This is a genomic window from Micromonospora sp. NPDC005979, assembly GCF_040614415.1.
GTDB lineage: Bacteria > Actinomycetota > Actinomycetes > Mycobacteriales > Micromonosporaceae > Micromonospora.
Window position 1 is genome coordinate 50,647 of record NZ_JBEXUR010000025.1, and the last position, 26,143, is coordinate 76,789.

Here is a 26,143-nt window from a genome sequence, read left to right on the forward strand (position 1 = left end):
AAATGTCTGGATTTGCGCTAAGTGCGGGCTGCGCCGACCGGGCGGCGAATGACCAGGCCCGTACCCGCCACGGGCCGTGCGAATATGGGCGACGTGACCCCCGCCAGCCTCGCCCCCATTGTGCTCGTCCTCGGCGACGAGGAGCTGCTCGCCACGCGCGCGGTCTCCGAAGCTGTCGAACGGGCCCGCGCCACCGACCCCGAGGTGGACGTCCGCGAGTACCAGGCGGCCGCGCTCACCGTCGGCGAGATAGCCGAGATGCTCAGTCCGTCGCTGTTCGGCGGCCGGCGGCTGCTCATCCTGCGCTCCGGCCAGGACGCCCGCAAGGACCTGGTCGCCGCGCTGCTGGCGTACGCGAAGAATCCCGACCCGGAGGTGCAGCTCCTGGTGCTGCACCTGGGCGGCGCCAAGGGCAAGGCGTTCGCCGACGGGCTGCGGTCGGCCGGCGCGACGGTGGTTCCGGCGGCCAAGCTCAAGGGCCACCGCGACCGGGTCGCCTTCGTCCGCGACGAGATCCGCCGGGCCGGCGGCCGGTGCCCCGAGGACGCCGCCGAGGCGCTGATCGCGGCGGTCGGCAACGACCTACGCGAACTGGCCGCCGCCTGTTCGCAGCTCATGGCCGACACCGATGGGCGGATCAGCGCCGAGACGGTGTCCCGTTACTACCGGGGGCGGGTCGAGGTGACCGGCTTCACCGTGGCGGACGCCACCATGGTCGGCGACGTGCCGGCCGCCCTGGATGCGCTGCGGTGGGCTCTGCACGTCGGCGTCGACCCGGTGCCCATCGCCGACGCCCTGGCCGACGGGGTGCGGACGGTGGCCCGGGTGGCGTCGGCCGGACGGGGCAACGCGTACCAGCTGGCCAGCAGCCTCGGCATGCCGGCGTGGAAGATCGAACGGGCGCAGCGACAGGGGCGCGGCTGGACCCCGGAAGGACTGGTCCGCGCCATGCAGGTCGCCGCGGAGTGCAACGCGGCCGTCAAGGGCGGCTCGGACGACCGGGCGTACGCCCTGGAACGGGCGGTCTTCTCGGTGGCGGCGGCCCGGCAGGGCGGCAGCCGGTGACGGGGTCGAACCGTACGGCGTGGGCCACCGTGTCCGCCGACGAGGAGCGGTACCGGCCGCTCTACGCCCGGCTCCTCGGCCTGCGGTTCGTCAACCCCGGCGGGGTGCTGTGCTTCCTCTTTTTCGAGGGCACCATCGCCCTGGCGGTGCTGCTGGCCCTCGCCGAGCTGGTGAGCTGGTGGGCGGTGCTGGTGCTGCCCCTCGTGGTGGCGGCGATGGTCAAGCTCAACGACATGGTGGCCGCTGTCGTGGTCCGCTCCGCCGCGCTCGTGCCCGAGCAGGAGCGGGATCGCTTCCGCCAGCAGATGGAGCCGGTGGTCGGCCGGGCCCGGGTCGAGTGGAGCGCCGTGACCCCGGTGGCGGTCCGGCCCGACCCGGTGCGGCCCAGGCGCAGAGACCCGCTGGACTGACGGCCGCCAAAGCCGGTCGGGCGGCGGTTCGTGGACACACGGAAGCCCCGGACCGAGGTCCGGGGCTTTCCGAATCAGTCTGACGATGAAGCGTCAGGCGGAGAGCGTCACCACGCGCTTCGCGATCGCCGACTTGCGGTTCGCGGCCTGGTTGGCGTGGATCACGCCCTTGCTGACGGCCTTGTCCAGCTTGCGCGAGGCATCCTGCATGAGAGCGGTGGCCTTCTCGACGTCACCGGCCTCGGCGGCCTCGTGGAACTTCCGGACGGCGGTCTTCAGCGACGACTTGACCGACTTGTTGCGCAGCCGGGCCTTCTCGTTCTGCCGGTTGCGCTTGATCTGGGACTTGATGTTCGCCACGCGACAGCCTCGTCTTGATAGCTCGGGTTGGTCAGCTTGCGCACGACATGACGACATGAGTCATCGCCGCGCGAAAAGCCAGGTTACCAGGTCGCCCCGGACGAGCCAAAACGGCTCCACCCCAGCGCGTGTGCTCGTCTGCCGCGCCCCAGGTGGGCGCTCGAGCCATGATCCACCCCGGCTTCCTGGAAACCAGGGTATCCGCCGGCCGCTGACGCCCGATTTCCGGAAAGCCGGGGTGGTCACGGGACGGCCCGCGCGGCCGGGTGCGCGCTGCCGCCGGGCGGCGGCGAGGACGCCACCGCCGGCGCGGTCACCGCCAGCCCTGCCGGCGGGTGAGCCAGCCGAGGGCCTGTCCGCCGCTGGACCGCTGGTGCGCCGACCGGTGCGGCGAGGCCGTCACGGATGTCGCGTCCGCCCCGGTGAGGTAGTAGCCGGCCAACGCGGCGAGGGTGGCGTCCAGCGCGTCCGGGGGAGCGCCCGCGTTCGCCGGGTGCGCGGCGAAGATCCGATCGACGTCCAGGCCGCTGTCGTACGCGGTGAGCAGCAGCGTGACCAGGTCGAACCAGGCCGGCCCGGTGCAGGCCCACGTCCAGTCGCAGATCCAGGCCCGGCCGTCCGGACCGATGAGCACGTTGTCCAGCCGCAGGTCGCCGTGGATCACGCCGGTCGCCCCGTCGGCGTACGCGGGGAGGCGGGACTCCAGCGCCACCAGCTCGGGGAGTCTGCCCCGGGCGGCGGCGGGCAGCGCCGGGAGCGGCTCCCGGCCCGCGGCGACCTCCTCCCACCAGAGGATGTCCGAGCGGGCCAGGTCGGCCAGGCGGGGGAGGCCGAGCGCGGTCAGGCCGGCCGGTGGATCGGCGAGCGCGGCGGCCACCTCGGCGTACGCCGCGAGCGTGGCGTCCAGCTCGGCCCGCGCCCAGGGCAGGCGTGGCAGCTGGCCGTCGACCGCGTCGGCGCAGAGCGCGAACCAGCCGGCCTCGTCCAGCGTCCACCGCAGGCGGGGCGCGGGCAGACCGGCCGGCAGCCGGTCGAGGATCGCGGCCTCCCGGGCGTACCCCTGAACCAGGCGCGGTTGCGCGACGGTGGGTGCCGCCTTGACGAAAGCCCGGCCGCCGTCGGCGCTGTGCAGCACGGCGGCGAAGCCCCGGGTGAAGCCGGCGGTGGCGACCTGGACGGTGACCACCGGCGCGCCGAGCCGGTCGGCGATCGCGGCCCGCAGCGTCGCCGGCAGCTCCGGCCACGACGGGCGTGACGCGCTCGCGTGGTACGGCACCGGCGGCAGCGGGGAGGACACCCCACCATGCTGCCCCGGGGTACGTGCGCGGCGCGCGGCGACACTGCCAGACTGCCAAGCCATGAGGACCGAGGACTTCTGGCAGCTGATCGACCAGGCCCGCGCCGGGGGCGGGGGTGAGCCCGGGCCGGTCGCCGCGCGGGCCGTGGCGCTGCTCGCCGAGCGCGATCCGGAGGACATCGTCGGGTACGCCCAGCACCAGGTCAGAGTGCTGGCCGCCTCGCACAAGGCGGACCTGTGGGGCGCGGCGTACCTGATCAACGGTGGGGCGTCGGCGGAGGGTTTCGAGCACTTCCGGGGCTGGCTGATGACCCAGGGTCGGGCGGTGTTCGCCCGCGCGGTCGGCGACCCCGACTCGCTGGCCGAGCTGCCCCAGGTGCGGGCCGCGTCGCTCAGCGGGGAGGAGTTCTCCGCCGAGCAGATGCTCGCGGTGCCGTGGGACGCGTACCGCAGGGCCACCGCGTCGGAGCTGCCGACGGACCGCGAGCCGGTCCGGACGCCGGACCTCAACGACTTCTGGGACTTCGACGACGAGTCCGAGGCCCGCCGCCGGCTGCCCCGGCTGGCCGCGCTCTTCGTGGAGCCGCCGATGGAGTGAGGCGTCCCGGGGACCGATCCGTCGCCCGCGCAGTGGGCGTACGCCGGCGGCGTGGGAACATGGAGGGGGTCGGCGGCGCGCCGGCCTGTTCACGTCAGCCGACCAGAACGGACCGCTGTGCCACCGAAGCTCGATCCCGGCGCGAACGCCCCTGGTGCCACCGACCCCGGTCGCATCCGGAACTTCGGCATCATCGCCCACATCGACCACGGGAAGTCGACCCTGGCCGACCGGATGTTGCAGCTCACCGGCGTGGTCGACCCCCGGCAGATGCGCGCGCAGTACCTGGACCGGATGGACATCGAGCGCGAACGCGGCATCACCATCAAGAGCCAGGCCGTTCGCATGCCGTGGACGATCCGCGAGGGCGAGCGGGCCGGTGAGCACGCGGTGCTCAACATGATCGACACCCCGGGGCACGTCGACTTCACGTACGAGGTGTCCCGATCGCTGGCCGCCTGCGAGGGCGCCGTGCTGCTGGTCGACGCCGCCCAGGGCATCGAGGCGCAGACCCTGGCCAACCTCTACCTGGCCCTCGAGAACGACCTGCGCATCATCCCGGTGCTCAACAAGATCGACCTGCCGGCCGCCCAGCCGGAGAAGTACGCCGAGGAGTTGGCCCACCTCATCGGCGGCGATCCCGCCGACTGCATCCGGGTCTCCGGCAAGACCGGCGAGGGCGTGCCGCACCTGCTCGACGAGATTGTCCGGCAGTTCATCCCACCGGTCGGCGACGCCGAGGCGCCCGCCCGGGCGATGATCTTCGACTCGGTGTACGACGTCTACCGTGGCGTCGTCACGTACGTCCGGGTCATCGACGGCCGGATCAGCGCCCGCGACCGGATCAAGATGATGTCCACCGGTGCCGTACACGAGCTGCTGGAGATCGGCGTCATCTCACCCGAGATGGTCAAGGCCGAGGCGCTCGGCGTCGGCGAGGTCGGTTACCTGATCACCGGTGTGAAGGACGTCCGGCAGTCCCGGGTCGGTGACACGGTCACCATCAACGCCCGGCCGGCGGCCGAGCCGTTGGGTGGCTACAAGGATCCGAAGCCGATGGTCTACTCCGGCCTCTACCCGATCGACGGGTCCGACTACCCGAACCTGCGCGAGGCCCTGGACAAGCTCAAGCTCAACGACGCCGCGCTGGACTACGAGCCGGAGACCTCCGGCGCGCTCGGCTTCGGCTTCCGCTGCGGCTTCCTCGGCCTGCTCCACCTGGAGATCATCCGGGAGCGGTTGGAGCGCGAGTACAACCTCGACCTGATCTCCACCGCGCCCAACGTGGTGTACCGGGCGATCACCGACGACGGCGTCGAGATCGTGGTGACCAACCCGAGCGAGTACCCGACCGGCAAGATCGCCGAGGTGTACGAGCCGGTGGTACGGGCCACCGTGCTGACGCCCAACGACTACGTGGGCGCGGTCATGGAGCTGTGCCAGGGCCGGCGCGGCAGCCTGCTCGGCATGGACTACCTCTCCGCCGACCGGGTGGAGCTGCGCTACACGCTGCCCCTCGCCGAGATCATCTACGACTTCTTCGACCAGTTGAAGAGCCGTACCAAGGGGTACGCCTCGTTGGATTACGAGCCCTCCGGCGAGCAGGCGTCCGACCTGGTGAAGGTGGACATCCTGCTGCACGGCGAGCCGGTGGACGCGTTCAGCGCCATCGTGCACAAGGACAAGGCGTACAACTACGGCGTCACGATCGCCGCGAAGCTCCGTACGCTGATCCCGCGCCAGCAGTTCGAGGTGCCCATCCAGGCGGCCATCGGCAGCCGGGTGATCGCCCGGGAGACCATCCGCGCCATCCGCAAGGACGTGCTCGCCAAGTGCTACGGCGGTGACATCAGCCGTAAGCGCAAGCTGCTGGAGAAGCAGAAGGAAGGCAAGAAGCGGATGAAGATGGTCGGCCGCGTGGAGGTGCCCCAGGAGGCCTTCATCGCCGCCCTGTCCTCCGACTCCGGTGACGCCAAACCCACCGGCAAAAAGTAACCCCCGTCCCGCCTCCGCCCCCCACCCCTCCACCGCGGTGATCAAGAGGTTCGCGTCATCCGAAGCCCGGATTCTGACGCGAACCTCTTGATCACCGGCCGGTGGTCGGGGGTTGGGGGTTGGGGCGGATTTTTTTTGGGGTTGGGGTCTGGGGTTGTCGCCCTGGGCAACATGTTGTCTGAGCTGTGTGGACGTGTCTCCGTGTCAACCGACGCAGCCGATCGGCATCGACACCGGCAACTTCTTGTGCGGGTGAGTCGGTTTGGTTTTTTGGTGGGTCGGGAACTTAGCGGTCACGACAGGAAGCACACGTTGTGTGTCAGACATTCTTAGAAGGAGGGCGACCGTGGAGCTCACCGTGTGGGGCATCATCACTGCCATCGTTGTTGGTCTCATCGTCGGGGCGCTCGGCCGCCTGGTTGTTCCGGGTCGCCAGAACATGCCGATCTGGCTGCACCTGCTGATCGGTGTCGGCGCGGCTCTGCTGGGTACGGTGCTGGCGCGGGCGATGGGTATCGCGACCGAGACCGCTGGTATCGACTGGACGGAGCTGCTGGTGCAGGTCGTGGTGGCCGCTATCGCGGTCGCGCTGGTGGCCGGTGTGGGTGGCCGCCGCCGCGTCACCCGGTAACACCGCACACCCGTAGTACCGCAACACCTTCGAGGGGCGCCCGGCCGTCAGGCCGAGCGCCCCTCGCGGTCATGTCCAGACGGGATCGTCGGCTCCCGCGAGCCGTCGTCCCCGCGCTCGGCCACGATGCCCGCGCCGATCTTGCACTTTCTGCTGCGACATCCCGGGCATCCCACCCCTATCGACGACCGAAACTGCAAGATCGCGGGGCGCGGGGTGGGGCGTGGGGCGCGGGGTGTGGGGTGTGGGAGGTCCTGGTGGTCCGTGCCTGTGTTCACCAAGTCGTGACCGTCTGGCCGATCAAGTCGGTTTGGTTTTTTGGTGGGTCGGGAACTTAGCGGTCACGACAGGAAGCACACCTTGTGTGTCAGACATTCTTAGAAGGAGGGCGACCGTGGAGCTCACCGTGTGGGGCATCATCACCGCCATCGTTGTTGGTCTCATCGTCGGGGCGCTCGGCCGCCTGGTTGTTCCGGGTCGCCAGAACATGCCGATCTGGCTGCACCTGCTGATCGGTGTCGGCGCGGCTCTGCTGGGTACGGTGCTGGCGCGGGCGATGGGTATCGCGACCGAGACCGCTGGTATCGACTGGACGGAGCTGCTGGTGCAGGTCGTGGTGGCCGCTATCGCGGTCGCGCTGGTGGCCGGTGTGGGTGGCCGCCGCCGCGTCACCCGGTAACAACCTGGCATCACCGCACCACTAGAAAGAGCGCCCGGCCAAACGGCTGGGCGCTCTTTCGTGACGTCAATGCCCGGGTTCGGCCCGGTTCCACGAGCAGCGGCACCATCCACCTGCGGTACGGTCGCCACGCTTCGGCCTGCCCGCCCACTGTCGTAAAGGATTTCTTCGTACTAAGGTGCGGCGGAGAAGGTTAGTGCCAGGCGACGCGAGGGGAGAAGTGGCGTGAACAGGTGGAAGCGGTTGGCCCCGGTCACTGCCGTGGTGGCCTCGGTCGCCATGGTGTTGGGCGGCTGTGGGGGCTCCGGCGAGGAAGCGACCGACGACAGCAAGCTCACGGTCTGGATGATGGGCGAGGGCGGCGACGCCCAGAACGCCTTCCTCGACGGCGTGGAGACCGAGTTCCGGCAGAAGCACCCCGACACCGATGTGGTGGTGCAGTACATCCCCTGGCTGGAGGCGCCGAAGAAGTTCCAGGCCGCGCTCGCCGGCGGTGAGGGCCCGGACATCACCGAACTGGGCAACACCGAGACCCAGGGCTGGGCCGCGCAGGAGGCGCTCGCCGACGTCAGCGGTCGGATGGGTGGCTGGGCGGACGGCAAGGACCTGCTGCCCGACCTGGTGCGCAACGCGCAGCTCGACGGCAAGCAGTACGGCGTCCCCTGGTACGCGGGCGTGCGGGCCATCTACTACCGCACCGACTGGTTCGCCGAGGCGGGCGTGCAGCCGCCGAAGACGTGGGACGAGCTGGTGACCGTCGCCAAGGCCGTGCAGGCCAAGAAGAAGGGCACCTACGGCATCGCGCTGCCGGGCAATTCCGAACTGCCCTTCTACTCCTTCCTCTGGGGCGCGGGCGCGGAGATCGCCACCAACCAGGGTGGCGCGTGGAAGTCGGGCTACTCGACGCCGGAGGCGCAGCGGGCCGTCAAGTACTGGACCGACCTGGTCACCGTCCACAAGGTCGCCCCACCGGCCGCCGCCGGTTGGAACGAGATCGACGCGCGGACGCAGTTCGCCACCGGCAAGGCCGCGATGGCGTTCGCCGGTAGCTGGCAGCAGGCCGCCATCAAGAAGGACAACCCCGAGATCGAGAAGGTCTGGGGTACGTTCCCGATCCCCGGCCCGGACGGCAAGGCCGCGCCTGGTTTCGCCGGTGGCTCCGACGTGGCGATCTGGAAGGACAGCGAGCGGCAGGACCTCGCCTGGGACTACCTGACCGTGCTGCTGAACAAGAAGAACGCGCAGAGCTTCGCGAGCAGCCTCGGGTTCTTCCCCGTCTACAAGGACCTGGTCGCCAGCGACACGTACGCCAACGACAAGGTGATGGCGGCGTTCGCCACCACCATGCAGAACACGAAGCTTACGCCGCTCACCCCGAAGTGGGTGGAGGTCAGCCGGACGAAGACGGTGACCCAGGCGATGAACAGCTCGGTCATGAAGGGTCAGAAGACGGTCGAGAAGGCTACCGCCGACGCGGCCGGTGAGATGGAAAGCATCCTCAACTCCAAGTGACCACGCTGACCGAGGTGCCGGAGACGTCCGCCGCGCGGGAGAACCCCGCGCGGCGGCGTCGCCGGGTCGACCGCCTGCCCTACCTGCTGCTCCTGCCCGCACTCGTCATCATCGGAGTGCTGCTGCTCTGGCCGCTCGGCCAGGTGGTGGCGATGTCCTTCTACCGGCTCAACAGCGTCCGGCAGTTGCGGGGCGACCGGGAGTGGCCGTGGGTGGGGCTCGGCAACTACACCGACATCCTCTCGGACCCGTTCTTCCTGACCGTCCTGCGCAACACCGTGCTGTTCGCCGCGGCGAACGTGTTGCTCACGATGGTGCTGGGCACCCTGGTCGGACTGCTGCTCAACCGGCTCGGTCGCAAGATGGCGACCTTCGTGGCCAGTTGCGTGATGCTCGCCTGGGCCACCCCCGCGCTCACCGGCACGATCGTCTGGAAGTGGATCTTCGACGACACGAGCGGCCTGGTCACCTGGCTGTTCAACGCTCTGCCCGACGGATTCTCGAACGCCCTGTTCGGTCGCAGCGACTGGACCGGTTACGGCTGGTTCAACTCGCCGCTGCTGTTCTTCGCGATCCTCACGCTGGTGGTCGTGTGGCACTCGTTCCCGTTCATCGCGGTGAGCGTCCTCGCCGGCCTCAAGAGCGTGCCGAGTGAGCTGCACGAGGCGGCCCGGGTGGACGGCGCGAGCCCGTGGCGGGTCTTCTGGAAGATCACGTTCCCGCTGTTGCGACCGGTCTTCGGAATCCTGATCGTGCTCTCCACCATCTGGGACTTCAAGGTCTTCACCCAGCAGTTCGTGCTGGCCGGCGGCACCCAGGACCGGCCGACGTTCATGCTGTCGATCTACTCGTACGCCGAGGCCTTCTCGCCGCCGCCGAAGTACGGGCTGGGCGCGGCCATCGCGGTGATCCTCACGCTGATCCTGCTCGTGGTCACCGGCTTCTACGTGCGGATGGTGCTCAAGCAGGAGGACGAGTCGTGAAGAAGGTCGCCCTCAACGCCGCCGGGCTGCTGGTCGCGCTCTTCGCGGCCTTCCCGGTCTACTGGATGATCTCGACGTCACTGAAGCCCAGCAACGAGATCTTCTCGGCCACCCCGCAGCCGGTGCCGACCCATCCGACGCTGGCGCACTACCGGGAGATCCTCACCGGCAACCTGATCCCCGGGGTGACCTTCCTCGACTTCTTCGTGAACAGCGCGATCGTCGCGGTGTCCACGGTGGTGCTCAGTGGGCTCGTCGCCCTGCTCGCCGCGACGGCGGTGGCCCGGTTCCGCTTCAAGCTCCGGACCAGCTTCCTGATCATGCTGCTGATCGTGCAGATGATCCCGTTGGAGGCGCTGGTCATCCCGCTGTTCCTGATGATCCAGCGGCTCGGGCTCTACAACACGTTGCCCAGCCTGATCCTCACGTACCTCGGCTTCTCGCTGCCGTTCGCCGTGTGGATGCTGCGCGGTTTCGTCGCGGCCGTGCCCAAGGAACTGGAGGAGGCGGCAGCCATCGACGGCGCGAGCCGGGCCCAGACGTTCCGGCGGGTGCTGTTCCCGCTCGTCGCACCCGGCCTGGTGGCGACCAGCATCTTCTCGTTCATCACGGCGTGGAACGAGCTGATCTTCGCGTTGACGTTCGTCAACGACCAGGGGCGCTACACCCTGCCGGTGGCGATGACCTTCTTCTTCGGCCGTGACGACACCAACTGGGGGCCGGTCATGGCCGCCTCCACGCTGTTCACCCTGCCGGTCATCATCTTCTTCCTGCTGGTGCAGCGGAAGATGGTCTCCGGCCTCGTGGCCGGAGCGGTCAAGGGCTGAGCGCGCGGCGGGGGACCGGTCGGGGCCCGCGCCGCCGCTAGGCTGGCCGACATGACGGGCAGGGTGGCAGCGGTGAACCTCGGCATCGTGACCGAGGCGGAGTGGGCGGGCGACGCGAGCGGTCGCAGCGGCATCGACAAGCGTCCGGTCGACGGGCCGGTGTCGCTGCTGACCGAGGGCCTGGCCGGTGACTTCATCGGCGAGCGGGCCCACCACGGCGGGCCGGACAAGGCCGTCTACGCGTACGCCGAGGAGGACGCCGCGTGGTGGTCGGCCGAGATCGGCCGGTCGATCCGCCCGGGCGGCTTCGGGGAGAACTTGACCACCTACGCGGTCGACGTGACCGGCGCGGTCATCGGCGAACAGTGGGCGGTGGGCACGGCGGTGCTCCAGGTGACCATGCCGCGCACCCCGTGCACCACGTTCGCCGGCTTCTGGGGCGTACCGGATCTGATCAAGCGGTTCACGGTCCGGGCCAGCCCGGGGGCGTACCTGCGGGTGCTGCGCGAGGGCGAGGTAGGTGCCGGCGACCCGGTCGAGGTGGTGGACCGGCCCGCGCACGGGGTGACCATCGGCGAGGTGTTCCGGGCGACCAGCCTGGAACCCGAGTTGCTGCCCCGCCTGCTGGAGGCGGACGACCTGCCGGCGTCGATCCGGGAGAAGGCCCGCCGCCGCCTCGCCGGTCGCTCCTGACCCGCGCTTGACGCGCGAGAGCCCCGGGCATCGAAAGACGCCCGGGGCTCTCGACTAACGGCTCAGCGCAGCCAGGGGATGTTGCGGTCGAGCAGACCGCGCTCCTTGAGCTCCTTGCGCAGCGGGATCTCGTCGTCGACGTACCCGTCCCAGTTGATGCCCCAGTAGTTGGCGGTGTGGGTGCCCTCACCGATCAGCTGGCGCTGCACGGGCGTGCGGTTGCGGTACCACTCGCCGTTCACGTCGGGGTGCAGCTCGTCCAGCGGCCGGATCCACCGGTAGGTGTAGCCGACGAACAGCATCTTGCGGGTGATGGTCGACAGGTTCGTCGAGCGCGAGTGCCACTGCCGGCGGTCGAAGATGAACGCGTCGCCCGGGTTCGCGGTGATCTCCACCGTGCCCTCCGGGTCCGGGTTGTGCACGCTGAGGTCCTTGGGACGGTCCAGCGAGTTCCACAGGTGGCTGCCCGGGATGACCTTGGTCGCGCCACGGCCGGTCTCCGAAAGGTCGGAGAGCACGTACCCGACCTTCAGCGAGAACATCGGCCGGGGCAGGTTCGGGTCCATCGTCTCCGGGTCGGAGTTCTGGCGGTACCCGTCCTGGTGCCAACCCCAGTACGGCTTCTCCGGCTCGGCGGCCGGCGGAGTGACGTCCAGGTGGTTGTGGTGGGTGTAGATGTTCCAGCCGGCCAGCCCCCACATGTACGGGAAGGCGATCGGGTGGGTGAGCAGCTCGCCGAAGAGCTCGTCGCGCTCCAGGAAGCCCAGCAGGTGCAGGGTGCCGTCCTTCTTGGTGGTGCCCTTGGCCTGCTCCTCCGCGTAGACGCGGTCGACAGCCGCCTCCAGCGCCGCCCGGTGGTCCTCCGTCAGGACGTTGCGCAGCAGGAGGAAGCCCTGCTCGTGGAACTCCTTGCGGTCAGTGTCGCTGATCGGTTCGTAGCCGGTCCGGTCGCCGTAATCGAACACCGCGTCGTACCCCTCCCCATGAGGTGAAACCATTTCTGGCACAGGCCGCCGATCGTAACGCGAGTGCCGGGGCGGTGGGAGGGCGAGCGGCGACGGTACGGCCCGGGGTCGGACCGCGCGCAGCGGAACCAGTGCGGGGAGTCACATTTACGTGATCACCGGCCAGGTCTGTCGGTCTTTGTCCGATTGTGCGGTCACTGCCGGTTAAGAGATCCGGGCTCGGTCAGCCTTCGGCGAAGACCTCGGCCACCACCTGGCCGGCGGGGCCCTGCTCGCCGGCCACCTGGCCCCAGGTGCCGTTGCGGGCGGTCCACTCCAGGTCGCCGAAGCGGACCCGCTTCACCCCGTGGTCCTGGGCGTGCGAGACCAGCCAGTGCGCGTACCGCCAGCCGTCGCGCTGGTCCTGCGCGGTCACCGCCAGCCCTGTCTGGCTGGCCTTTTCGGCGCTCGACACACCCCAGTCCAGCGCCAGGTTGCGGGTCAGCTGCGCGGCCGCCGCCGCGCCGTGCATCACCGGGGTACGCCCCACCGTGCAGGCCACCGCCTCGGTGGCGTCGCCGAGCAGGGCCTTGGTGAGCACCTCGGAGTCGTCGGCCCACTTCTGGTACGCCTCGGGGAACGCCGAGCGCTGCACCCGCTGGGCGGCATCGGTGACCCGCATCTTCTCCCAGCCGCGCACCTTCTTGAGCGCCTTGTAGAACCTGTTCGCCGCGTACCGGGGGTCGCGGATCTGCTCCGGCGTGCCCCACCCCTTGCTCGGACGCTGCTGGAACAGTCCGAGCGAGTCGCGGTCACCGTGGTCGAGGTTGCGCAGCCCCGACTCCTGGTACGCGGTGGCCAGCGCGACCACCACGGCGCGCTCGGGCATGCCGCGCTGGACGCCGATCGCCGCGATGGTGGCCGCGTTCGCCATCTGCTCCACGTCCAGGACCACCCGGCCGTCGGCCTGGACCGTGCAGGTGCGTCCGGCCAGCGGCAGCCGCAGTCCGTCCCCGACCCGCCGGGCGACGAGCCAGATCGCGATCACGGCGACGAGGATGAGCACCACTCCGCCCGCCACGGCTGCCCGAGTTCGCACCCACACCTCCTGATCGACAGTTCGACAAGCGTACGTCCCCGCCGGCGTCATCCGGGCCGTTCGACCGGTTCGGGCTTCGCTCAGCCGTCACGTGCCGATCGGGACGTTCCCGCTGGCGCGCGGAACTCACCTGCGGATGGAGATCGTGTCTGCAGCGTCACCCGTCGTCAACAGCGGGAAGAGAATGCCTAATCAAGGACCTTTCCCGGTTGACACGTCAATCGGACGTGCCGGAGCCGAGGAGGAATTCGATGGGAACGCTGGACGGCAAGGTGGTACTCGTGACCGGCACGGGCGGTGGTCTGGGGCGCGTCGCGGCGCTGACCTTCGCCCGCGAGGGCGCGAAGGTCGTCGGGGCCGACATCCAGGTCGACGGCAACAACGAGACGGTCGACCTCGTCCGGGCCGCCGGTGGAGAGATGACGAGCATCGCGCCCGTCGACCTGACCGACCCCGAACAGGTCCGTCAGCTCGTCGAGGACGCCGTGGCCGCGTACGGAGGGCTCGACGTCGTCTACAACAACGCGGCCGCGCTGCGCTTCGGCCCCCTGCCGGACTTCTCGGTCGACGACTGGCGGTACACGATCGCCGGTGAACTCGACATTCCGTACCTGGTGTCGAAGTTCGCCTGGCCGTACCTCGTCCGGCGCGGTGGCGGCGTCATCATCAACGCGGCCTCGATGGCCGGGATGATCGCAGGTCACGTCCCGCCGATGGTCGGGCACACGGCGGCGAACGCCGGCGTCATCGGCATGACCCGCCAGCTCGCGCTCGAAGGCGCTCCGCACGGCATCCGGGCGGTGGCGGTCAGCCCCGGGCCCATCCTCACCCCGGCCAGTGAACGCGACCTGGGGGACGACCAGGAGGCCCGGGACGCGATCACGGCGAAGACGCTGCTCAAGCGCTTCGCCCGCCCCGAGGAGGTCGCCGAGCTGGTGGTCTTCCTCGCCTCGGACCGGGCGTCGTACATCACCGGCGCCAACTACGCGGTCGACGGTGGCGCGACGGCGTGGTGACCCTTCGGGGCGCCGCCGCTTCCAGGCGGGGCCCCGACCCCCATCGAGGGGCCTTTGCTCTGCTTCATTGGAGGCAACACTCGGAGCCCTCGGGTGTTGCCTCTGGTGAAGCAGAGCAAAGGACGTGGGGAGGGCATGGGCACCCGCCGCCACCGCAGCCGGCCGACGTCCCCGGTCCTACCCGGCCTGGTCACCGCGTTCGGCGTCCAGAGCGGCCACCCATCGCGGCGACCTCTTCTCCCGGAACGCCATGACCCCCTCGCGGCCCTCCTCGGACAGGAAGTAGCCGGTCGAGAGCGCGGCGAGACGGGCCAGGTCGCCACGCAGCTCGGCGGTGCCCGGCCGGCGCAGCAGATCCTTCGTGCCGGCCAGCGCCCCGGGCGCGCCACGGACCAGGGAGTCGCAGTAGCCCCGCACCACGTCGTCCAGCTCCTGGGCCGGCACCGAGGCCGTCACCAGTCCGACCTCGACGGCCCGCCGCCCGTCGAAGGTGTTCCCGGTCAGGTACAGCTCGGCGGCTGCGCGGGGGTGCAGCCGGGGCAGCACGGTCGCCGAGATCACCGCCGGGATCACCCCGATGCGGACCTCGGTGAACGCGAACGTCGCCTCGTCGGCGCAGACCGCGAGATCGGCGGCCGCGATGAGGCCCAGTCCGCCGGCCCGCGCGGGCCCGGCGACCCGGGCCAGGATCGGCTTCGGGCACTCCCAGAGCGCCGCCAGCACGTCGCCCAGCATGCCGGCGGGCACGGTTCCGCTGGCGTACGCCGCGGCGGTCTCCTTCAGGTCCGCGCCGGAGCAGAAGACCGGCCCGGTGTGGTCGAGCACGATCACGCGGACCGCGTCGTCGGCCACCGCGTCCGTCAGCCCGGCCAGCAACTGGGTCATCAGGGCGGTGGAGAGCGCGTTGCGGTTGTGCGGGCTGTCCAGGGTGAGGGTGGTCACCCCACGGGCCGTGGCGACCCGCACGAGCACGTCGGGAGAGGTCATGCCGGGCACACTAGTTGCCATGCCCGGCGTCCTTCCAGATGGTGAGACCGTCCCCGTCGACGGATCGTTGCCCGCCACCGCCACCACGGCGGTCGGCGCGCGCGGCTTCGGCGTGTACGTCCACGTCCCGTTCTGCGCCAGTCGCTGCGGCTACTGCGACTTCAACACGTACACGGCCGCCGAGCTGGGTGGGGGCGCGAGCCGTGAGGCGTACGCCGACACCGTGCTGGCCGAGCTGGCGCTCGCCGCCCGGGTGCTCGGCGAGAACCCGCCACCCCGCGTCGACACCGTCTTCGTCGGTGGCGGCACGCCCACCCTGCTCCCCGCCGACGACCTGGCCCGCATCCTCGAGGGCATCGACCGCACCTGGGGGCTCGCCGCCGACGCCGAGGTGACCACCGAGGCGAATCCGGAGTCGGTCACCCCGGAGTCGTTGAAGCTGCTGCGGACGGCCGGCTACACCCGGATCTCGCTGGGCATGCAGTCCGCGTCGCCCGGTGTGCTGGCGATCCTCGACCGCAAGCACAGCGCCGGCCGGGCCACCGCCGCCGCCCGGGAGGCGCGCGAGGCCGGGTTCGACCACGTCAACCTGGACCTGATCTACGGCACGCCGGGGGAACGGGCCGAGGACTTCGCCGCCACCTTGGCGCAGGTCGTGGCCGCCGGGGTCGACCACGTCAGCGCGTACGCCCTCATCGTGGAGGACGGCACCCGGCTCGCCGCGCGGATGAAGCGCGGCGAGTTGCCGTACCCCAGTGACGACGTGGCGGCGGACCGCTACCTGGCGGCGGAGGCCGCCCTCGACGCGGCGGGCCTCTCCTGGTACGAGGTGTCCAACTGGGCGCGCACCGACGAGGCCCGGTGCCGGCACAACCTGCTCTACTGGACCGGCGCCGACTGGTGGGGCCTCGGCCCGGGCGCGCACAGCCACGTCGGCGGGGTGCGCTGGTGGAACGTGAAGCACCCCACCACGTACGCCCAGCGGCTGGCGGCCGGCGCGTCACCCGGCCTGGCCCGCGAGGTGCTGACCACGGACGAGGCGCACATGGAGGACGTGATGCTCCGGCTGCGGCTCGCCAGCGGACTGCCGCTGCGGGTGCTCGACGCCGCCGGTCGGGCCGGTGCCGCGCGGGCCCTCGCCGACGGTCTGCTGGACGCCGAGGGGTACGCCGCCGGACGGGCGGTCCTCACCCTGCGCGGCCGGCTGCTCGCCGACGCGGTCGTGCGGGACCTGCTGCCCTGAGCCGGACGCCCCGCCCGGCCGGCGGCGGTGTGCCGGACCGGCCGGGGGAGCGGCCGGCCCGGATCACTTGATGAAGTTGGCGGAGAGCGGGTAGCGGTAGAGCTGCCCCTCGTTGGCCTTGATGCCGGCGAGGATGCCGCACACGGCCCCGAGCACGACGGCCGCCACGACACCGATGAAGCCGATGACGATGCAGGACAGCACCCAGCCGACCAGGCCGACGATCGACCAGATGAGCTGGAAGTTGAGCGCCGACACGGCGTGCGCCCGTACGGTCGGGGACTGGCTGCCCCGGGCCAGCAACGCCACCAGCGGGGCGATCCAGCCGAGCACGCCAGCGCTGATGATCATCCCGGCCGCGCCGCCGAAGTGGGCGACGAGCGCCCAGGTCTTGTCCTCGTTGTTGGCGTAACCGCCGCCGGGGCCGCCGTACGCGCCGCCGGTCGGATACGCGCCAGTCGGGCCGCCCGGCGGGGGGTAACCGCCGGGCGGGGGGTAACCACCAGGTGGGGGATAGCCGCCCGGCGGAGGGTAGCCGCCCGACGGCGGTTGGTCACCGGTGGGCGGCGGATAGTCACCGGCTGGGGGATAGCCGCCCGGGCCGGGCGCCCCGGACAGTGGTGCGGTGGGCGGCTCGGCCGACGAGGACGAGCCGGGGAGATTCGGCTCCGGCGGGTAGTTGCCGGGGTCTCCCGCGCCGGGAGGGCGAGGTGGTTCAGTCATGGTTGTCACGGTAGGTGCCGTTGGCAACGTCGCACCAGAGCGACATCGCCCTACCGTCCGGGCCGATCGACCCGCGCGGGATGTCACGGGCGGTCGTTGATCATCGCGTCGGCGGGCACGCCGACGTAGACTGGCACTCGTTACAGTCGAGTGCCAGGACGGTCCGTCGGCCCGCGTGGGCCGGCGGCCGACGTGCGACAGGAGGTGCGGAGGATGGGTCTGGACGACCGGAAACTCGCCGTGCTCCGCGCCATCGTCGAGGACTACGTCTCGACCCAGGAGCCGGTCGGCAGCAAGGCGCTGGTCGAGCGGCACCAGCTCGGGGTCTCCCCGGCGACGGTCCGCAACGACATGGCCGTGCTGGAGGAGGAGGGCTACATCCGGCAGCCGCACACCAGCGCCGGCCGAGTGCCCACCGACCGTGGCTACCGGCTCTTCGTCGACCGGCTGTCCCGGGTCAAGCCGCTCAGCCCGGCCGAACGCCGGGCCATCGAGCGCTTCCTCGTCGGGGCCGTCGACCTCGACGACGTGGTCCACCGCACCGTGCGGCTGCTCGCCCAGTTGACCCGGCAGGTGGCCGTGGTGCAGTACCCGAGCCTCGCCCGCTCCTCGGTGCGCCACCTGGAGCTGGTGCCGATCTCCACCACCCGGCTGATGCTCGTCATGATCGCCGACACCGGCCGGGTCGAGCAGCGGCTGGTGGAGCTGCCCGGGCCGGTGCCCGCCGACGACGTCACCGACCTGCGTCGCCTGGTCAACGAGAAGCTCGCCGGCGAGCGCATGTCGGACACCCCGCCGCTGGTGCAGGCGCTGGTGGAAGAGGCGCCGGTGCAGTTACGCCCGGCCATGACCACGCTCTCCACCGTCCTGCTGGAGACGCTCGTCGAGCGGCACGAGGAACGCATCGCCCTGGCCGGCACCGCCAACCTGACCCGGGGCGGTCTGCTCGACTTCCAGGGTTCGCTGCGGCCCATCCTGGAGGCGTTGGAGGAGGAGGTCGTGCTCCTCAAGCTCATCGGCGAGACCGAGCCCAGCACGACCCGGGTGCTGATCGGCGACGAGAACGAGTTCGACAACCTGCGTGCCGCCTCGGTGGTCAGCACCGGGTACGGCCCGGGGGCCACCATCGTGGGCGGCCTGGGAGTGCTGGGGCCGACCCGGATGGACTACCCCGGCAATATCGCCATGGTGCGCGCCGTGGCACGCTACGTGGGCGAGCTGCTGGCCCAGAACTGACCAGTCAGGGCCGACGGCCGGCTGCGGCCGCCGGTCGGCGCAACGCGAGACGAACATGAGGATACGGAACGCAGTGGCCAGGGACTACTACGGCATCCTCGGTGTCAGCCGGGAAGCCTCCGATGACGAGATCAAGCGCGCCTACCGCAAGCTGGCACGCCAGTTCCACCCGGACGTCAATCCGGACCCGGAGGCCCAGGAGAAGTTCAAGGACATCAACGCCGCGTACGAGGTCCTCTCGGACGACCGGAAGCGGCAGATCGTCGACCTGGGTGGCGACCCGCTCGCCCCCGGCGGCGGGGGCGCGGGCGGCCCGGGTGGTCCGGGGGGAGCCGGCCCGTTCGTCGGTTTCCAGGACATCATGGACGCGTTCTTCGGTGGCGCCGCGGGCGGCGCCGGCCGTGGGCCGCGTCCACGGACCCGACCGGGCGCGGACGCGATCCTGCGCCTCGAACTGGACCTGCACGAGACGGCGTTCGGCGTCGAGGCCCCGATCACCGTCGACACCGCCGTGCTCTGCACCACCTGCTCGGGCGCTGGCACCGCGGCCGGTACCCACCTGGCCACCTGTGAGGCGTGCGCCGGCCGGGGCGAGGTGCAGTCGGTGCAGCGCACCTTCCTCGGCCAGGTGGTCTCGGCCCGACCGTGCACCGTCTGCCAGGGCTACGGCACCACCATCCCGCACCCCTGCCCGACCTGCGCCGGCGACGGCCGGGTACGCACCCGCCGATCGCTCACCGTCAAGATCCCGGCCGGCGTCGAGGACGGCATGCGGATCCGGCTGGCCCAGCAGGGTGAGGTGGGCCCGGGCGGTGGCACCGCCGGCGACCTCTACGTGGAGATCCACGAGCGTCCGCACGACGTCTACTCCCGCAAGGGTGACGACCTGCACTGCCGCGTCACCGTGCCGATGACCGCCGCCGCGCTGGGCACCCGGCTCACCATCAAGACGCTGGACAGCGAGGAGACCGTCGACGTCAAGGCCGGCACCCAGCCGGCCAGCACGTTGCGACTGCGCGCCCGGGGCGTACCGCACCTGCGCGGCACCGGCCGGGGCGACCTCTACGTGCACCTGGACGTCCGGACGCCCACCAAGCTCGACCCCGACCAGGAGAAGATGCTGCGCGACTTCGCCAAGACCCGGGGCGAGGAGGTCGCCGAGCTGACCAAGCAGGGCGGCTTCTTCTCCCGGATGCGCGACGCGTTCAACGGGCACGCCTGAGGTGTCGGCGCCGCTGTTCCTGGTGGACGCGCTGCCCACCGGTGACGCGCTGACCCTGGACGGCCCGGAGGGGCACCACGCCGCCACCGTACAGCGACTGCGCGTCGGCGAGGAGCTGCTGCTCGCCGACGGTCGGGGCGGCACGGCCGCCGCCGTGGTCACCGCCGTCGGCCGGGGCAGCCTGGAGGTCGCCGTCACCTCCCGGGGGTACGCGGACGCGCCCGTACCCCGGATCGTCACCGTGCAGGGCATCGCCAAGGGCGACCGGGGTGAGCTGGCCGTGCAGGCGATGACCGAGGTCGGGGTGGACGAGATCGTGCCCTGGGCGGCGTCGCGCTCGGTGGCCCAGTGGCGCGGCGACCGGGGCGTACGCGCACGCGAGAAGTGGGTCGCCACCGCCCGCGAGGCGGCGAAACAGGCCCGCCGGCCCTGGCTGCCCGTCGTGGCCGGCGCGCCGGACGAATCCACCGCCACGGTCGCCCGCCGGATCGCCGGGGCCGCCGCCGGGTTCGTCCTGCACGAGGAGGCCGAGGAGCCGCTGACCGGCGTCGACCTGCCGTCGGGCGGGGAGATCGTCCTCGTGGTCGGCCCGGAGGGCGGCATCGACCGGGCCGAGCTGACGGCCTTCCGTGAGGCCGGCGGCCGGCCGGTACGCCTCGGGCCGGAGGTGCTGCGTACCTCCACGGCCGGCGTGGCCGCGCTCAGCGTGCTCGCCACCCGTCTCGGCCGCTGGTAGACCCACCCCCATCCTCGCCCCCACCCTCGCCCTCCGGCGCGATGGGTCGTGCCCGGCCCCGACGACCCCGTCCGCGTGCGTCCTTTGCTCTGCTTCAGCGGACGCAACACTTTCAGCGCCTGACTGTTGCCGTGCTTGAAGCAGAGCAAAGGACGCGATCAGGGTGTGGGGAGGGCGCTGGCCGGGCGTCGGTGGGGGCCAGCTCGTGACCGGACCGGAGGTCAGCTGCGTAGGTAGGACGCGCCGTTGAGGTCGACGATCGTGCCGGAGGCCCACTCGGCCTCGGGGGAGGCCAGCCAGTGCACCGCGGCGGCGATCTCCTCCGGGCGGGCCACCCGGTCGAACGGGCTCTGCGCCCGGATCGCCGCGCCCCGCTCACCGCGCAGGTGCTCGGTCGTCATGTCGGTCGCCACGAAACCCGGCGCCACCGTGGCGACCGTGATGCCGTACGGCGCGAGCGCCACGGCGAGGGACTGACCGAGCGCGTTCAGCCCCGCCTTGCTGGCGCCGTACGCCGGCTGCTCCGGCTCGCCCCGGAAGGCGCCCCGAGAGGACACGTTGACAATCCGGCCACCCCGCTCGCGCAGGTGCTGGGCGGCGCACCAGATCACGTTCCCCGCACCGGTCAGGTTGGTCTCCAGCACCTGCCGCCAGCGAGCCTGCCACTCCTCGTACGAGGTACCGAAGATCGGGTGCGGGACGTCCCGGTCGCCGTACGTGCCGGCGTTGTTGACCAGCACGTCCAGGCCACCGAGCTGCTCGGCCGCCCGGTCGACCATGGTGCGGACCGCGTCCGGGTCGGTGAGGTCGGCGCGGACCACGACGTGCCCCGACCCGGGCAGCCCGGCGCGTAGTGCCTCGGCCGCCTCGGCGGAGTCGCGGTGGTGGATCGCCACCCGGTCCCCACTGACGGCGAACGCCTCCACCACCGCCCGGCCGATGCCGCGCGAGGACCCCGTCACCAGAACCGCCCGATCCGTCATGCCGGCCATCCTGCCCCAGCACGCCCAGTTGTAAGGAAGGGCCCCTTCCTATGCCTCAGGCGTTAGCAAGGTGCCCTTCCTTACACTGCCCCGATGGGATCCGACTGCCTGTTCTGCCGCATCGTCGCCGGGGAGATCCCGGCCACCGTGGTCCGCGAGACCGACACCACGCTCGCCTTCCGCGACATCGACCCGAAGGCCCCGGTGCACGTCCTGGTCATTCCGAAGGAGCACTACGCCGACGTGGCCACCCTCGCCGAGGGTGACCCGGCGTTGGCCGGGGCGGTGCTGGCCACGGCCGCCGCGGTGGCCGAGGACGAGGGGCTGCTCGGCGACGGGTTCCGGCTGATGTTCAACACCGGGGCGTACGGCGGGCAGGAGGTGTTCCACGTGCACGCCCACCTGCTCGGCGGCGCGCCACTCGGCCCGATGCTCGCCCGAGATCTGACGTGACGGCCGGCTCCGACGCCATGGCCCTGGTCGTCGATCTCGGTGGTCGGTACACCGGCGAGCGGCACGACTACGACGAGGGCGTGGTTGTCGTCATGGCTGACCCGGAGGACCACGAGTTCTACCTGGTCCAGTACTACCGCTGACGGCCCGTCACGCCCTGTTGACGCTTCGATGTCCGACACAGTAACGTCCGAGCCCATCGATTCGATTTCCGAAGCATTCGGGGGAGTCGTGAGGGGATTGCGCACCACCCTGTGCGAACGGCTGGGCATCGGGCTGCCGATCATCCAGGCACCGGTGGGTTCGGCTGCGGGACCGGACCTGGCCGCAGCCGTATCCGAGGCCGGCGGCCTCGGCATGTTGGCGTTGACCTGGCAGAGCCCCGAGCAGGCGCGCCGCACCATCCGGCGAACTCGGGAGCTCACCACGAGACCGTTCGGCGTGAACCTGGTTCTCGATTTTCCGGTGGACGACCTGCTGGCGGTCTGCCTGGAAGAGGGAGTGCCGATCATCTCCACCTTCTGGGGAGACCCGTCGCCGGTGAATGGCCGCATCCGCGAGGCGGCCGCGCTGCATCTGCACACGGTCGGCGAGGTCGCCGAAGCGGTCCACGCGGTCGCCGGCGGCGTGCACGTCGTCGTGGCACAGGGCTGGGAGGCCGGCGGTCATGTCCGCGGCAGCACGTCCACGATGGCCCTGGTGCCCGCCGTCGTCGACGCGGTCGGCCCCGTACCCGTGGTTGCCGCCGGTGGGATCGCGGACGGCCGGGGGGTCGCGGCGGCGCTGGCGCTCGGCGCCCAGGGCGTCATGCTGGGCACCCGTTTCCTGGCTGCCGCTGAGGCTGCCACGCATGAGGTGTATCGGCGGCAGCTGATCACCGCCGCCGGCGTGGACGCCGTGTACACCCGGTGCTTCGACGGCGGCTGGCCGCATGCGCCGCACCGCGCGTTGCGCAACGCGACCCTCCGCCGGTGGGAGGCCGCCGGCTCGCCGCAGGCACCGCATCGGCCCGGCGAGGGCGATGTCGTGGCGGTGGACGCGGCCGATCAGAGCCACTATCGGTACGGGGATCTGATGCCACTGCCCGACATGACGGGCGACCTGGACGACATGGCGCTGTACGCGGGTCAGTCGGTGCACCTCGTCCACGAGGTCCTCCCCGCCGCCCGGCTGGTCCACGACATGGCCGTACAGGCGGCCACCACGGTCGGCGTTCTGCACGACCTGGCGGTGTGATGGCTCAAGGGCCACATCAGCTGCACGACATCGGCACGAGCGTTGCCGACAAGGCAGTGTTGTTCGACGTCGACGGTGTGCTCGTCGATTCGTACCCTGCCTACCGCCGGATCTGGAGCCGATGGGCGACGCAACGCAACCTCGACCCTGACCTGGTCTGGTCACACACCCATGGCCGCCGGCCCGTCGACACCATCGCGGTCGTTGCACCGCAGCTCGATGCCGAAGCGGAATACCGGCTGGTCCGCGACATCATGGCCGATGAGGGCGACGCCTTTCCCGTGTATCCCGATGCCGCTGCGGTGTTGCGGCTGCTGACGGGCCGGCGGTGGGGCGTCGTCACCTCCGGCCGAGCTCCGACGGTGCTGCACCGCCTGCTCGTAGGCGGCTTACCCAATCCTCCCGTGCTGGTCGACAGCGGCCACGTCCGGCTCGGCAAACCCGATCCAGAGGGCTACCTGCGAGCGGCGCGGTTACTGCACCTCCCGGCGTCCGACTGCTTGGTGATCGAGGACGCCCCCGCAGGCATCGAAGCAGCCCGAGCCGCAGGCATGACAGTGATCGCCGTACGCACCACCCATCCCGACGACGAACTCGCCGGCGCACACCACCGCGTCGACACCCTCGGCGACACCATCCCCCTCATCACCGACTGGCTGGACAGGGCGCACCCGTGAACGACGTAGTCTGGCCGGAGATCACGGTTGTCGATGCGTGTGTGCGGCGCGACGGTCGGGGTGGCAGCCCCACTGCCGTCACCGACGACGACCCGGCGGCGACGGACCCCGACCGGTGCGCGGTGGCTGCTGCGGCCGGCACCTCGCACGCGGCGATCGTCGGCCCGGGGCGGACGCGGGACGGTGCCTGGCCGGTCCGGTTCTTCACCGCCGCCGGTGAGCTGTCCGGCTGCGGCCATGGCACCGTTGCCGCGCAGGCCGTCCGGTTGACCCGCACCGGGGGCGCTGAGCTCACCGATCGCCAACGCACCGGCGGGCGTACTTTCGACACCGTCGCGATCCGCCGCCCCGGCGGCATCGAGGTGTGGTTCGACCAGGGACTCGTCGTACTGCGTCACCCGGCACCGAACGAGCGGGCCGCGATCGTGGACGCGCTCGGGCTCAGGACGGACGATCCGCATCCGGACGACGTGCCACGGATCGCTGCGCCCGGCGCACCGCGCATGCTGGTACCGGTCCGCGACCGGTCGGCGCTGGTCCGAGTCCGCCCACACCTCGGCAGGCTGGCTGCGGCGTGCCGGCGGCACGGGCTCCTCGGCTGTTTCGTCTACGTCCCGCCGATGGGCGAACAACCGGGTGCGGCGCGGATGTTCGCGCCGGCCATCGGTGTCGACGAGGACGTCGCCAACGCCAACAGCACCGGCTGCCTCGCCGCCCACCTGCTCGACTCGACCGGGGCGCAGACGGTGGCGATCGAGGTGGAGCAGGGTGACACCCTAGGTCGACCGGCCAGCGTGCTCGCCTCGGCCCGACGTGGGCTGGCGGGCATCACGACGCGGGTCGGCGGGTTGGCGGTCGTCCGCGACGGAGACTGAGGCGACGAATCGACGCACTGGACGCTGCTGTATCGGACATCCAGCATCAAGAGGGGCGCAAAGGCGATGACGGTACCCAGGCCCGGCCAGCCGGTACGCGGATCAAGTACCGGGCGACCCCTCATGGCCGCCCTCGACCTGTTCGGCCGCCGGTGGAACCTGCGCATCGTCTGGGAGTTGCAGCACGGGCCGCTCGGGTTCCGCGCGCTGCAGCAGCGCTGCGACAACATGTCCTCGAGCGTCCTGCGGCAGCGGCTGACCGAACTGCTTGACGCCCACCTCGTCGCCCAGCAGCCGGACACGGCCTACCTGCTCACCGACCTGGGGCGCGGCGCCTACCAGGCGTTGCGCCCGCTCGTCCGCTGGTCCCACGCGTGGGCTTCGGCTTTGAGCGAGGACGCGGAAACCGAACCCCGAATCACCGCCCCTGACGCTTCTCCACCGCAGGTCGCGAGTTGATCGCGGCCAGCGGAAATGGGCGCGATGCGGCCCGCGTTGACCCGATACGATGGGTGTAACGTCCGCACGCCGTGCCAGCTGGGCCGGCGCCGAGATTGAGAGCAGGTGCGCAGGGCCCCTCGGCCCGACCTATGACTGGCACCCCACCTCCCGGCCCGCCCCGGGTGCAGACCAGGATCACCGTGCCCGACCCCAAGATCATGGTCAATCTGCTCGGCGCTGGTGACGAGATCCTGCGCCTCGTCGAACGCTCGGTCGCCAGTGACGTGCACGTCCGCGGCAACGAGATCACCATCACCGGCGCTCCCGCCGACAACGCCCTCGCCGAGCGGGTCTTCAGTGAGCTGCTCGAACTCATCGAGAAAGGCGAGACCCTGACCACTGACGCCGTCCGGCGTACCGTCGGCATGCTCGAGCAGGGCAGCGCCGAGCGGCCCGCCGAGGTCCTGACCCTCGACATCCTCTCCCGCCGTGGGCGCACCATCCGCCCGAAGACGCTCGGGCAGAAGCGGTATGTCGACGCGATCGACTCGCACACCATCGTCTTCGGCATCGGCCCGGCTGGTACCGGCAAGACGTACCTGGCCATGGCGAAGGCCGTCCAGGCGTTGCAGGCGAAGCAGGTCAACCGGATCATCCTGACCCGGCCGGCGGTCGAGGCCGGCGAGCGGCTGGGCTTCCTGCCCGGCACGCTCAACGAGAAGATCGACCCGTACCTGCGGCCGCTCTACGACGCGCTGCACGACATGATCGACCCGGAGTCGATCCCGAAGCTGATGGCCGCCGGCACGATCGAGGTCGCCCCGCTGGCGTACATGCGCGGTAGGACCCTCAACGACGCGTTCATCATTCTGGACGAGGCGCAGAACACCACGCCCGAGCAGATGAAGATGTTCCTCACCCGGCTCGGCTTCAACTCCAAGATCGTCGTGACGGGTGACATCACCCAGGTGGACCTTCCCGGCGGGACGAGCAGCGGGCTGCGGGTCGTCCGGGAGATCCTGGGAAACGTCGACGACGTGCACTTCGCCCAGTTGTCCAGCTCCGACGTGGTGCGTCACCGGCTGGTCGGGGAGATCGTCGACGCGTACGCCCGCTGGGACGCCGAACGGGAGAACCAGCAGGCGCAGGGCGTCCATGCCGTACCCGGGCGACCCGCCCAGGGCGGCCGGGCCGGCCGCCGCCGCTAAAGCAGAGGAAAGCA

General features: G+C 71.0%; 29 protein-coding genes. 22 read left to right on the top strand and 7 right to left on the bottom strand.

The window, feature by feature from the left end; all coding sequences use genetic code 11:
* The first annotated feature begins 84 nt into the window (after nt 1–84).
* Together holA and ABZ272_RS29435 are read left to right on the top strand one after the other, a co-directional pair.
* Nucleotides 85–1,065: a DNA polymerase III subunit delta gene (gene holA / locus ABZ272_RS29430; protein WP_355053190.1), complete on the top strand. Its 981-nt coding sequence runs from the start codon at nt 85–87 to the stop codon at nt 1,063–1,065.
* Nucleotides 1,062–1,475 (top strand): hypothetical protein, encoded by a 414-nt coding sequence (locus ABZ272_RS29435; RefSeq protein WP_355053191.1) that lies wholly within the window; start codon nt 1,062–1,064, stop codon nt 1,473–1,475. Before holA ends, ABZ272_RS29435 begins: the two co-directional genes overlap by 4 nt.
* 93 nt (nt 1,476–1,568) lie before the next feature.
* Here ABZ272_RS29435 and rpsT read toward each other — a convergent pair whose 3' ends face one another.
* Together rpsT and ABZ272_RS29445 are read right to left on the bottom strand one after the other, a co-directional pair.
* Nucleotides 1,569–1,835, bottom strand: a complete 267-nt coding sequence (gene rpsT / locus ABZ272_RS29440; protein ID WP_355053192.1) for a 30S ribosomal protein S20 — start codon at nt 1,833–1,835, stop codon at nt 1,569–1,571.
* A 313-nt stretch (nt 1,836–2,148) separates the two neighbouring features.
* Nucleotides 2,149–3,132: a phosphotransferase gene (locus tag ABZ272_RS29445; RefSeq protein ID WP_355053193.1), complete on the bottom strand. Its 984-nt coding sequence runs from the start codon at nt 3,130–3,132 to the stop codon at nt 2,149–2,151.
* 61 nt (nt 3,133–3,193) lie between these two features.
* On the opposite strand from ABZ272_RS29445, the gene ABZ272_RS29450 reads away from it, so the two are divergent.
* From ABZ272_RS29450 to ABZ272_RS29485, 8 genes are all read left to right on the top strand, one after another.
* On the top strand, nt 3,194–3,730 hold the full coding sequence (locus ABZ272_RS29450; protein WP_355053194.1) for a DUF4240 domain-containing protein: 537 nt from the start codon (nt 3,194–3,196) through the stop codon (nt 3,728–3,730).
* Nucleotides 3,731–3,847: 117 nt separating this feature from the next.
* Nucleotides 3,848–5,725 (top strand): translation elongation factor 4, encoded by a 1,878-nt coding sequence (gene lepA / locus ABZ272_RS29455; protein ID WP_355053195.1) that lies wholly within the window; start codon nt 3,848–3,850, stop codon nt 5,723–5,725.
* A 346-nt stretch (nt 5,726–6,071) separates the two neighbouring features.
* Nucleotides 6,072–6,356 (top strand): transglycosylase, encoded by a 285-nt coding sequence (locus ABZ272_RS29460; RefSeq protein ID WP_053656080.1) that lies wholly within the window; start codon nt 6,072–6,074, stop codon nt 6,354–6,356.
* A 394-nt stretch (nt 6,357–6,750) separates the two neighbouring features.
* Entirely contained in the window at nt 6,751–7,035 is a 285-nt protein-coding gene (locus tag ABZ272_RS29465; RefSeq protein ID WP_053656080.1) for a transglycosylase, read from the top strand.
* A 225-nt stretch (nt 7,036–7,260) separates the two neighbouring features.
* Nucleotides 7,261–8,547, top strand: coding sequence for a sugar ABC transporter substrate-binding protein (locus ABZ272_RS29470; protein WP_355053196.1), 1,287 nt, complete (start codon nt 7,261–7,263; stop codon nt 8,545–8,547).
* Nucleotides 8,544–9,530, top strand: coding sequence for a sugar ABC transporter permease (locus ABZ272_RS29475; protein WP_355053197.1), 987 nt, complete (start codon nt 8,544–8,546; stop codon nt 9,528–9,530). The genes ABZ272_RS29470 and ABZ272_RS29475 overlap by 4 nt, the downstream gene beginning before the upstream one ends.
* Nucleotides 9,527–10,357: a carbohydrate ABC transporter permease gene (locus ABZ272_RS29480; RefSeq protein ID WP_355053198.1), complete on the top strand. Its 831-nt coding sequence runs from the start codon at nt 9,527–9,529 to the stop codon at nt 10,355–10,357. The genes ABZ272_RS29475 and ABZ272_RS29480 overlap by 4 nt, the downstream gene beginning before the upstream one ends.
* Nucleotides 10,358–10,408: 51 nt before the next feature.
* Nucleotides 10,409–11,050: an MOSC domain-containing protein gene (locus ABZ272_RS29485; protein ID WP_355053199.1), complete on the top strand. Its 642-nt coding sequence runs from the start codon at nt 10,409–10,411 to the stop codon at nt 11,048–11,050.
* Between the two features lie 62 nt (nt 11,051–11,112).
* Here the strand turns inward: ABZ272_RS29485 and ABZ272_RS29490 are convergent, their stop codons facing one another.
* On the bottom strand, nt 11,113–12,015 hold the full coding sequence (locus ABZ272_RS29490) for a phytanoyl-CoA dioxygenase family protein (RefSeq protein WP_355053200.1): 903 nt from the start codon (nt 12,013–12,015) through the stop codon (nt 11,113–11,115).
* Between the two features lie 223 nt (nt 12,016–12,238).
* Nucleotides 12,239–13,099: a hypothetical protein gene (locus ABZ272_RS29495; RefSeq protein ID WP_355053201.1), complete on the bottom strand. Its 861-nt coding sequence runs from the start codon at nt 13,097–13,099 to the stop codon at nt 12,239–12,241.
* Between the two features lie 245 nt (nt 13,100–13,344).
* On the opposite strand from ABZ272_RS29495, the gene ABZ272_RS29500 reads away from it, so the two are divergent.
* Nucleotides 13,345–14,109 carry an SDR family NAD(P)-dependent oxidoreductase gene (locus ABZ272_RS29500; protein WP_355053202.1) on the top strand — a complete coding sequence of 255 codons (765 nt, stop codon included), beginning with the start codon at nt 13,345–13,347 and terminating at the stop codon, nt 14,107–14,109.
* Nucleotides 14,110–14,286: 177 nt separating this feature from the next.
* On the opposite strand, the gene ABZ272_RS29505 is transcribed toward ABZ272_RS29500, so the two are convergent.
* A complete protein-coding gene (locus ABZ272_RS29505) occupies nt 14,287–15,096 on the bottom strand; it encodes an enoyl-CoA hydratase-related protein (RefSeq protein ID WP_355053203.1) in 810 nt (269 codons plus the stop codon).
* Nucleotides 15,097–15,115: 19 nt separating this feature from the next.
* On the opposite strand from ABZ272_RS29505, the gene hemW reads away from it, so the two are divergent.
* Nucleotides 15,116–16,339 carry a radical SAM family heme chaperone HemW gene (gene hemW / locus ABZ272_RS29510; RefSeq protein ID WP_355053204.1) on the top strand — a complete coding sequence of 408 codons (1,224 nt, stop codon included), beginning with the start codon at nt 15,116–15,118 and terminating at the stop codon, nt 16,337–16,339.
* 63 nt (nt 16,340–16,402) lie between these two features.
* Here the strand turns inward: hemW and ABZ272_RS29515 are convergent, their stop codons facing one another.
* The gene (locus ABZ272_RS29515) at nt 16,403–17,062 is read right to left on the bottom strand and encodes a DUF4870 domain-containing protein (protein ID WP_355053205.1); all 660 of its coding nucleotides are present in this window, start codon (nt 17,060–17,062) and stop codon (nt 16,403–16,405) included.
* 213 nt (nt 17,063–17,275) lie between these two features.
* On the opposite strand from ABZ272_RS29515, the gene hrcA reads away from it, so the two are divergent.
* From hrcA to ABZ272_RS29530, 3 genes are all read left to right on the top strand, one after another.
* On the top strand, nt 17,276–18,298 hold the full coding sequence (hrcA, locus tag ABZ272_RS29520) for a heat-inducible transcriptional repressor HrcA (RefSeq protein ID WP_355053206.1): 1,023 nt from the start codon (nt 17,276–17,278) through the stop codon (nt 18,296–18,298).
* A gap of 73 nt (nt 18,299–18,371) precedes the next feature.
* Complete coding sequence (gene dnaJ / locus ABZ272_RS29525) at nt 18,372–19,520, top strand: molecular chaperone DnaJ (RefSeq protein ID WP_355053230.1); 1,149 nt, start codon at nt 18,372–18,374, stop codon at nt 19,518–19,520.
* A 1-nt stretch (nt 19,521) separates the two neighbouring features.
* The gene (locus ABZ272_RS29530; RefSeq protein WP_355053207.1) at nt 19,522–20,256 is read left to right on the top strand and encodes a 16S rRNA (uracil(1498)-N(3))-methyltransferase; all 735 of its coding nucleotides are present in this window, start codon (nt 19,522–19,524) and stop codon (nt 20,254–20,256) included.
* A gap of 221 nt (nt 20,257–20,477) precedes the next feature.
* On the opposite strand, the gene ABZ272_RS29535 is transcribed toward ABZ272_RS29530, so the two are convergent.
* The gene (locus ABZ272_RS29535) at nt 20,478–21,239 is read right to left on the bottom strand and encodes an SDR family oxidoreductase (RefSeq protein ID WP_355053208.1); all 762 of its coding nucleotides are present in this window, start codon (nt 21,237–21,239) and stop codon (nt 20,478–20,480) included.
* A gap of 93 nt (nt 21,240–21,332) precedes the next feature.
* Between ABZ272_RS29535 and ABZ272_RS29540 the strand changes: the two genes are divergently transcribed.
* The 7 genes from ABZ272_RS29540 (at nt 21,333) to ABZ272_RS29570 (ending at nt 26,129) form a co-directional block, all read left to right on the top strand.
* Nucleotides 21,333–21,692, top strand: coding sequence for a histidine triad nucleotide-binding protein (locus tag ABZ272_RS29540; RefSeq protein WP_355053209.1), 360 nt, complete (start codon nt 21,333–21,335; stop codon nt 21,690–21,692).
* Nucleotides 21,689–21,835 (top strand): VOC family protein, encoded by a 147-nt coding sequence (locus tag ABZ272_RS29545; protein WP_355053210.1) that lies wholly within the window; start codon nt 21,689–21,691, stop codon nt 21,833–21,835. Before ABZ272_RS29540 ends, ABZ272_RS29545 begins: the two co-directional genes overlap by 4 nt.
* 97 nt (nt 21,836–21,932) lie before the next feature.
* Complete coding sequence (locus ABZ272_RS29550; RefSeq protein ID WP_355053211.1) at nt 21,933–22,928, top strand: nitronate monooxygenase; 996 nt, start codon at nt 21,933–21,935, stop codon at nt 22,926–22,928.
* Complete coding sequence (locus tag ABZ272_RS29555) at nt 22,928–23,605, top strand: HAD-IA family hydrolase (protein WP_355053231.1); 678 nt, start codon at nt 22,928–22,930, stop codon at nt 23,603–23,605. Before ABZ272_RS29550 ends, ABZ272_RS29555 begins: the two co-directional genes overlap by 1 nt.
* Nucleotides 23,602–24,480 carry a PhzF family phenazine biosynthesis isomerase gene (locus ABZ272_RS29560; RefSeq protein WP_355053212.1) on the top strand — a complete coding sequence of 293 codons (879 nt, stop codon included), beginning with the start codon at nt 23,602–23,604 and terminating at the stop codon, nt 24,478–24,480. Before ABZ272_RS29555 ends, ABZ272_RS29560 begins: the two co-directional genes overlap by 4 nt.
* A gap of 123 nt (nt 24,481–24,603) precedes the next feature.
* Nucleotides 24,604–24,939, top strand: coding sequence for a helix-turn-helix domain-containing protein (locus ABZ272_RS29565; RefSeq protein WP_355053213.1), 336 nt, complete (start codon nt 24,604–24,606; stop codon nt 24,937–24,939).
* Between the two features lie 131 nt (nt 24,940–25,070).
* Entirely contained in the window at nt 25,071–26,129 is a 1,059-nt protein-coding gene (locus ABZ272_RS29570; RefSeq protein WP_355053214.1) for a PhoH family protein, read from the top strand.
* Nucleotides 26,130–26,143: the final 14 nt, after the last annotated feature.

What these genes read in the sequence shown, in the direction of transcription:
- holA (WP_355053190.1), top strand. Translation starts at nt 85, where the DNA reads ATGGGCGACGTGACCCCCGCCAGCCTCGCCCCCATTGTGCTCGTCCTC.
- ABZ272_RS29450 (WP_355053194.1), top strand. Translation starts at nt 3,194, where the DNA reads ATGAGGACCGAGGACTTCTGGCAGCTGATCGACCAGGCCCGCGCCGGG.
- ABZ272_RS29485 (WP_355053199.1), top strand. Translation starts at nt 10,409, where the DNA reads ATGACGGGCAGGGTGGCAGCGGTGAACCTCGGCATCGTGACCGAGGCG.
- ABZ272_RS29500 (WP_355053202.1), top strand. Translation starts at nt 13,345, where the DNA reads ATGGGAACGCTGGACGGCAAGGTGGTACTCGTGACCGGCACGGGCGGT.
- ABZ272_RS29505 (WP_355053203.1), bottom strand. Translation starts at nt 15,096, where the DNA reads ATGACCTCTCCCGACGTGCTCGTGCGGGTCGCCACGGCCCGTGGGGTG.
- hemW (WP_355053204.1), top strand. Translation starts at nt 15,116, where the DNA reads ATGCCCGGCGTCCTTCCAGATGGTGAGACCGTCCCCGTCGACGGATCG.
- ABZ272_RS29515 (WP_355053205.1), bottom strand. Translation starts at nt 17,062, where the DNA reads ATGACTGAACCACCTCGCCCTCCCGGCGCGGGAGACCCCGGCAACTAC.
- hrcA (WP_355053206.1), top strand. Translation starts at nt 17,276, where the DNA reads ATGGGTCTGGACGACCGGAAACTCGCCGTGCTCCGCGCCATCGTCGAG.
- ABZ272_RS29535 (WP_355053208.1), bottom strand. Translation starts at nt 21,239, where the DNA reads ATGACGGATCGGGCGGTTCTGGTGACGGGGTCCTCGCGCGGCATCGGC.
- ABZ272_RS29540 (WP_355053209.1), top strand. Translation starts at nt 21,333, where the DNA reads ATGGGATCCGACTGCCTGTTCTGCCGCATCGTCGCCGGGGAGATCCCG.
- ABZ272_RS29555 (WP_355053231.1), top strand. Translation starts at nt 22,928, where the DNA reads ATGGCTCAAGGGCCACATCAGCTGCACGACATCGGCACGAGCGTTGCC.
- ABZ272_RS29565 (WP_355053213.1), top strand. Translation starts at nt 24,604, where the DNA reads ATGGCCGCCCTCGACCTGTTCGGCCGCCGGTGGAACCTGCGCATCGTC.
- ABZ272_RS29570 (WP_355053214.1), top strand. Translation starts at nt 25,071, where the DNA reads ATGACTGGCACCCCACCTCCCGGCCCGCCCCGGGTGCAGACCAGGATC.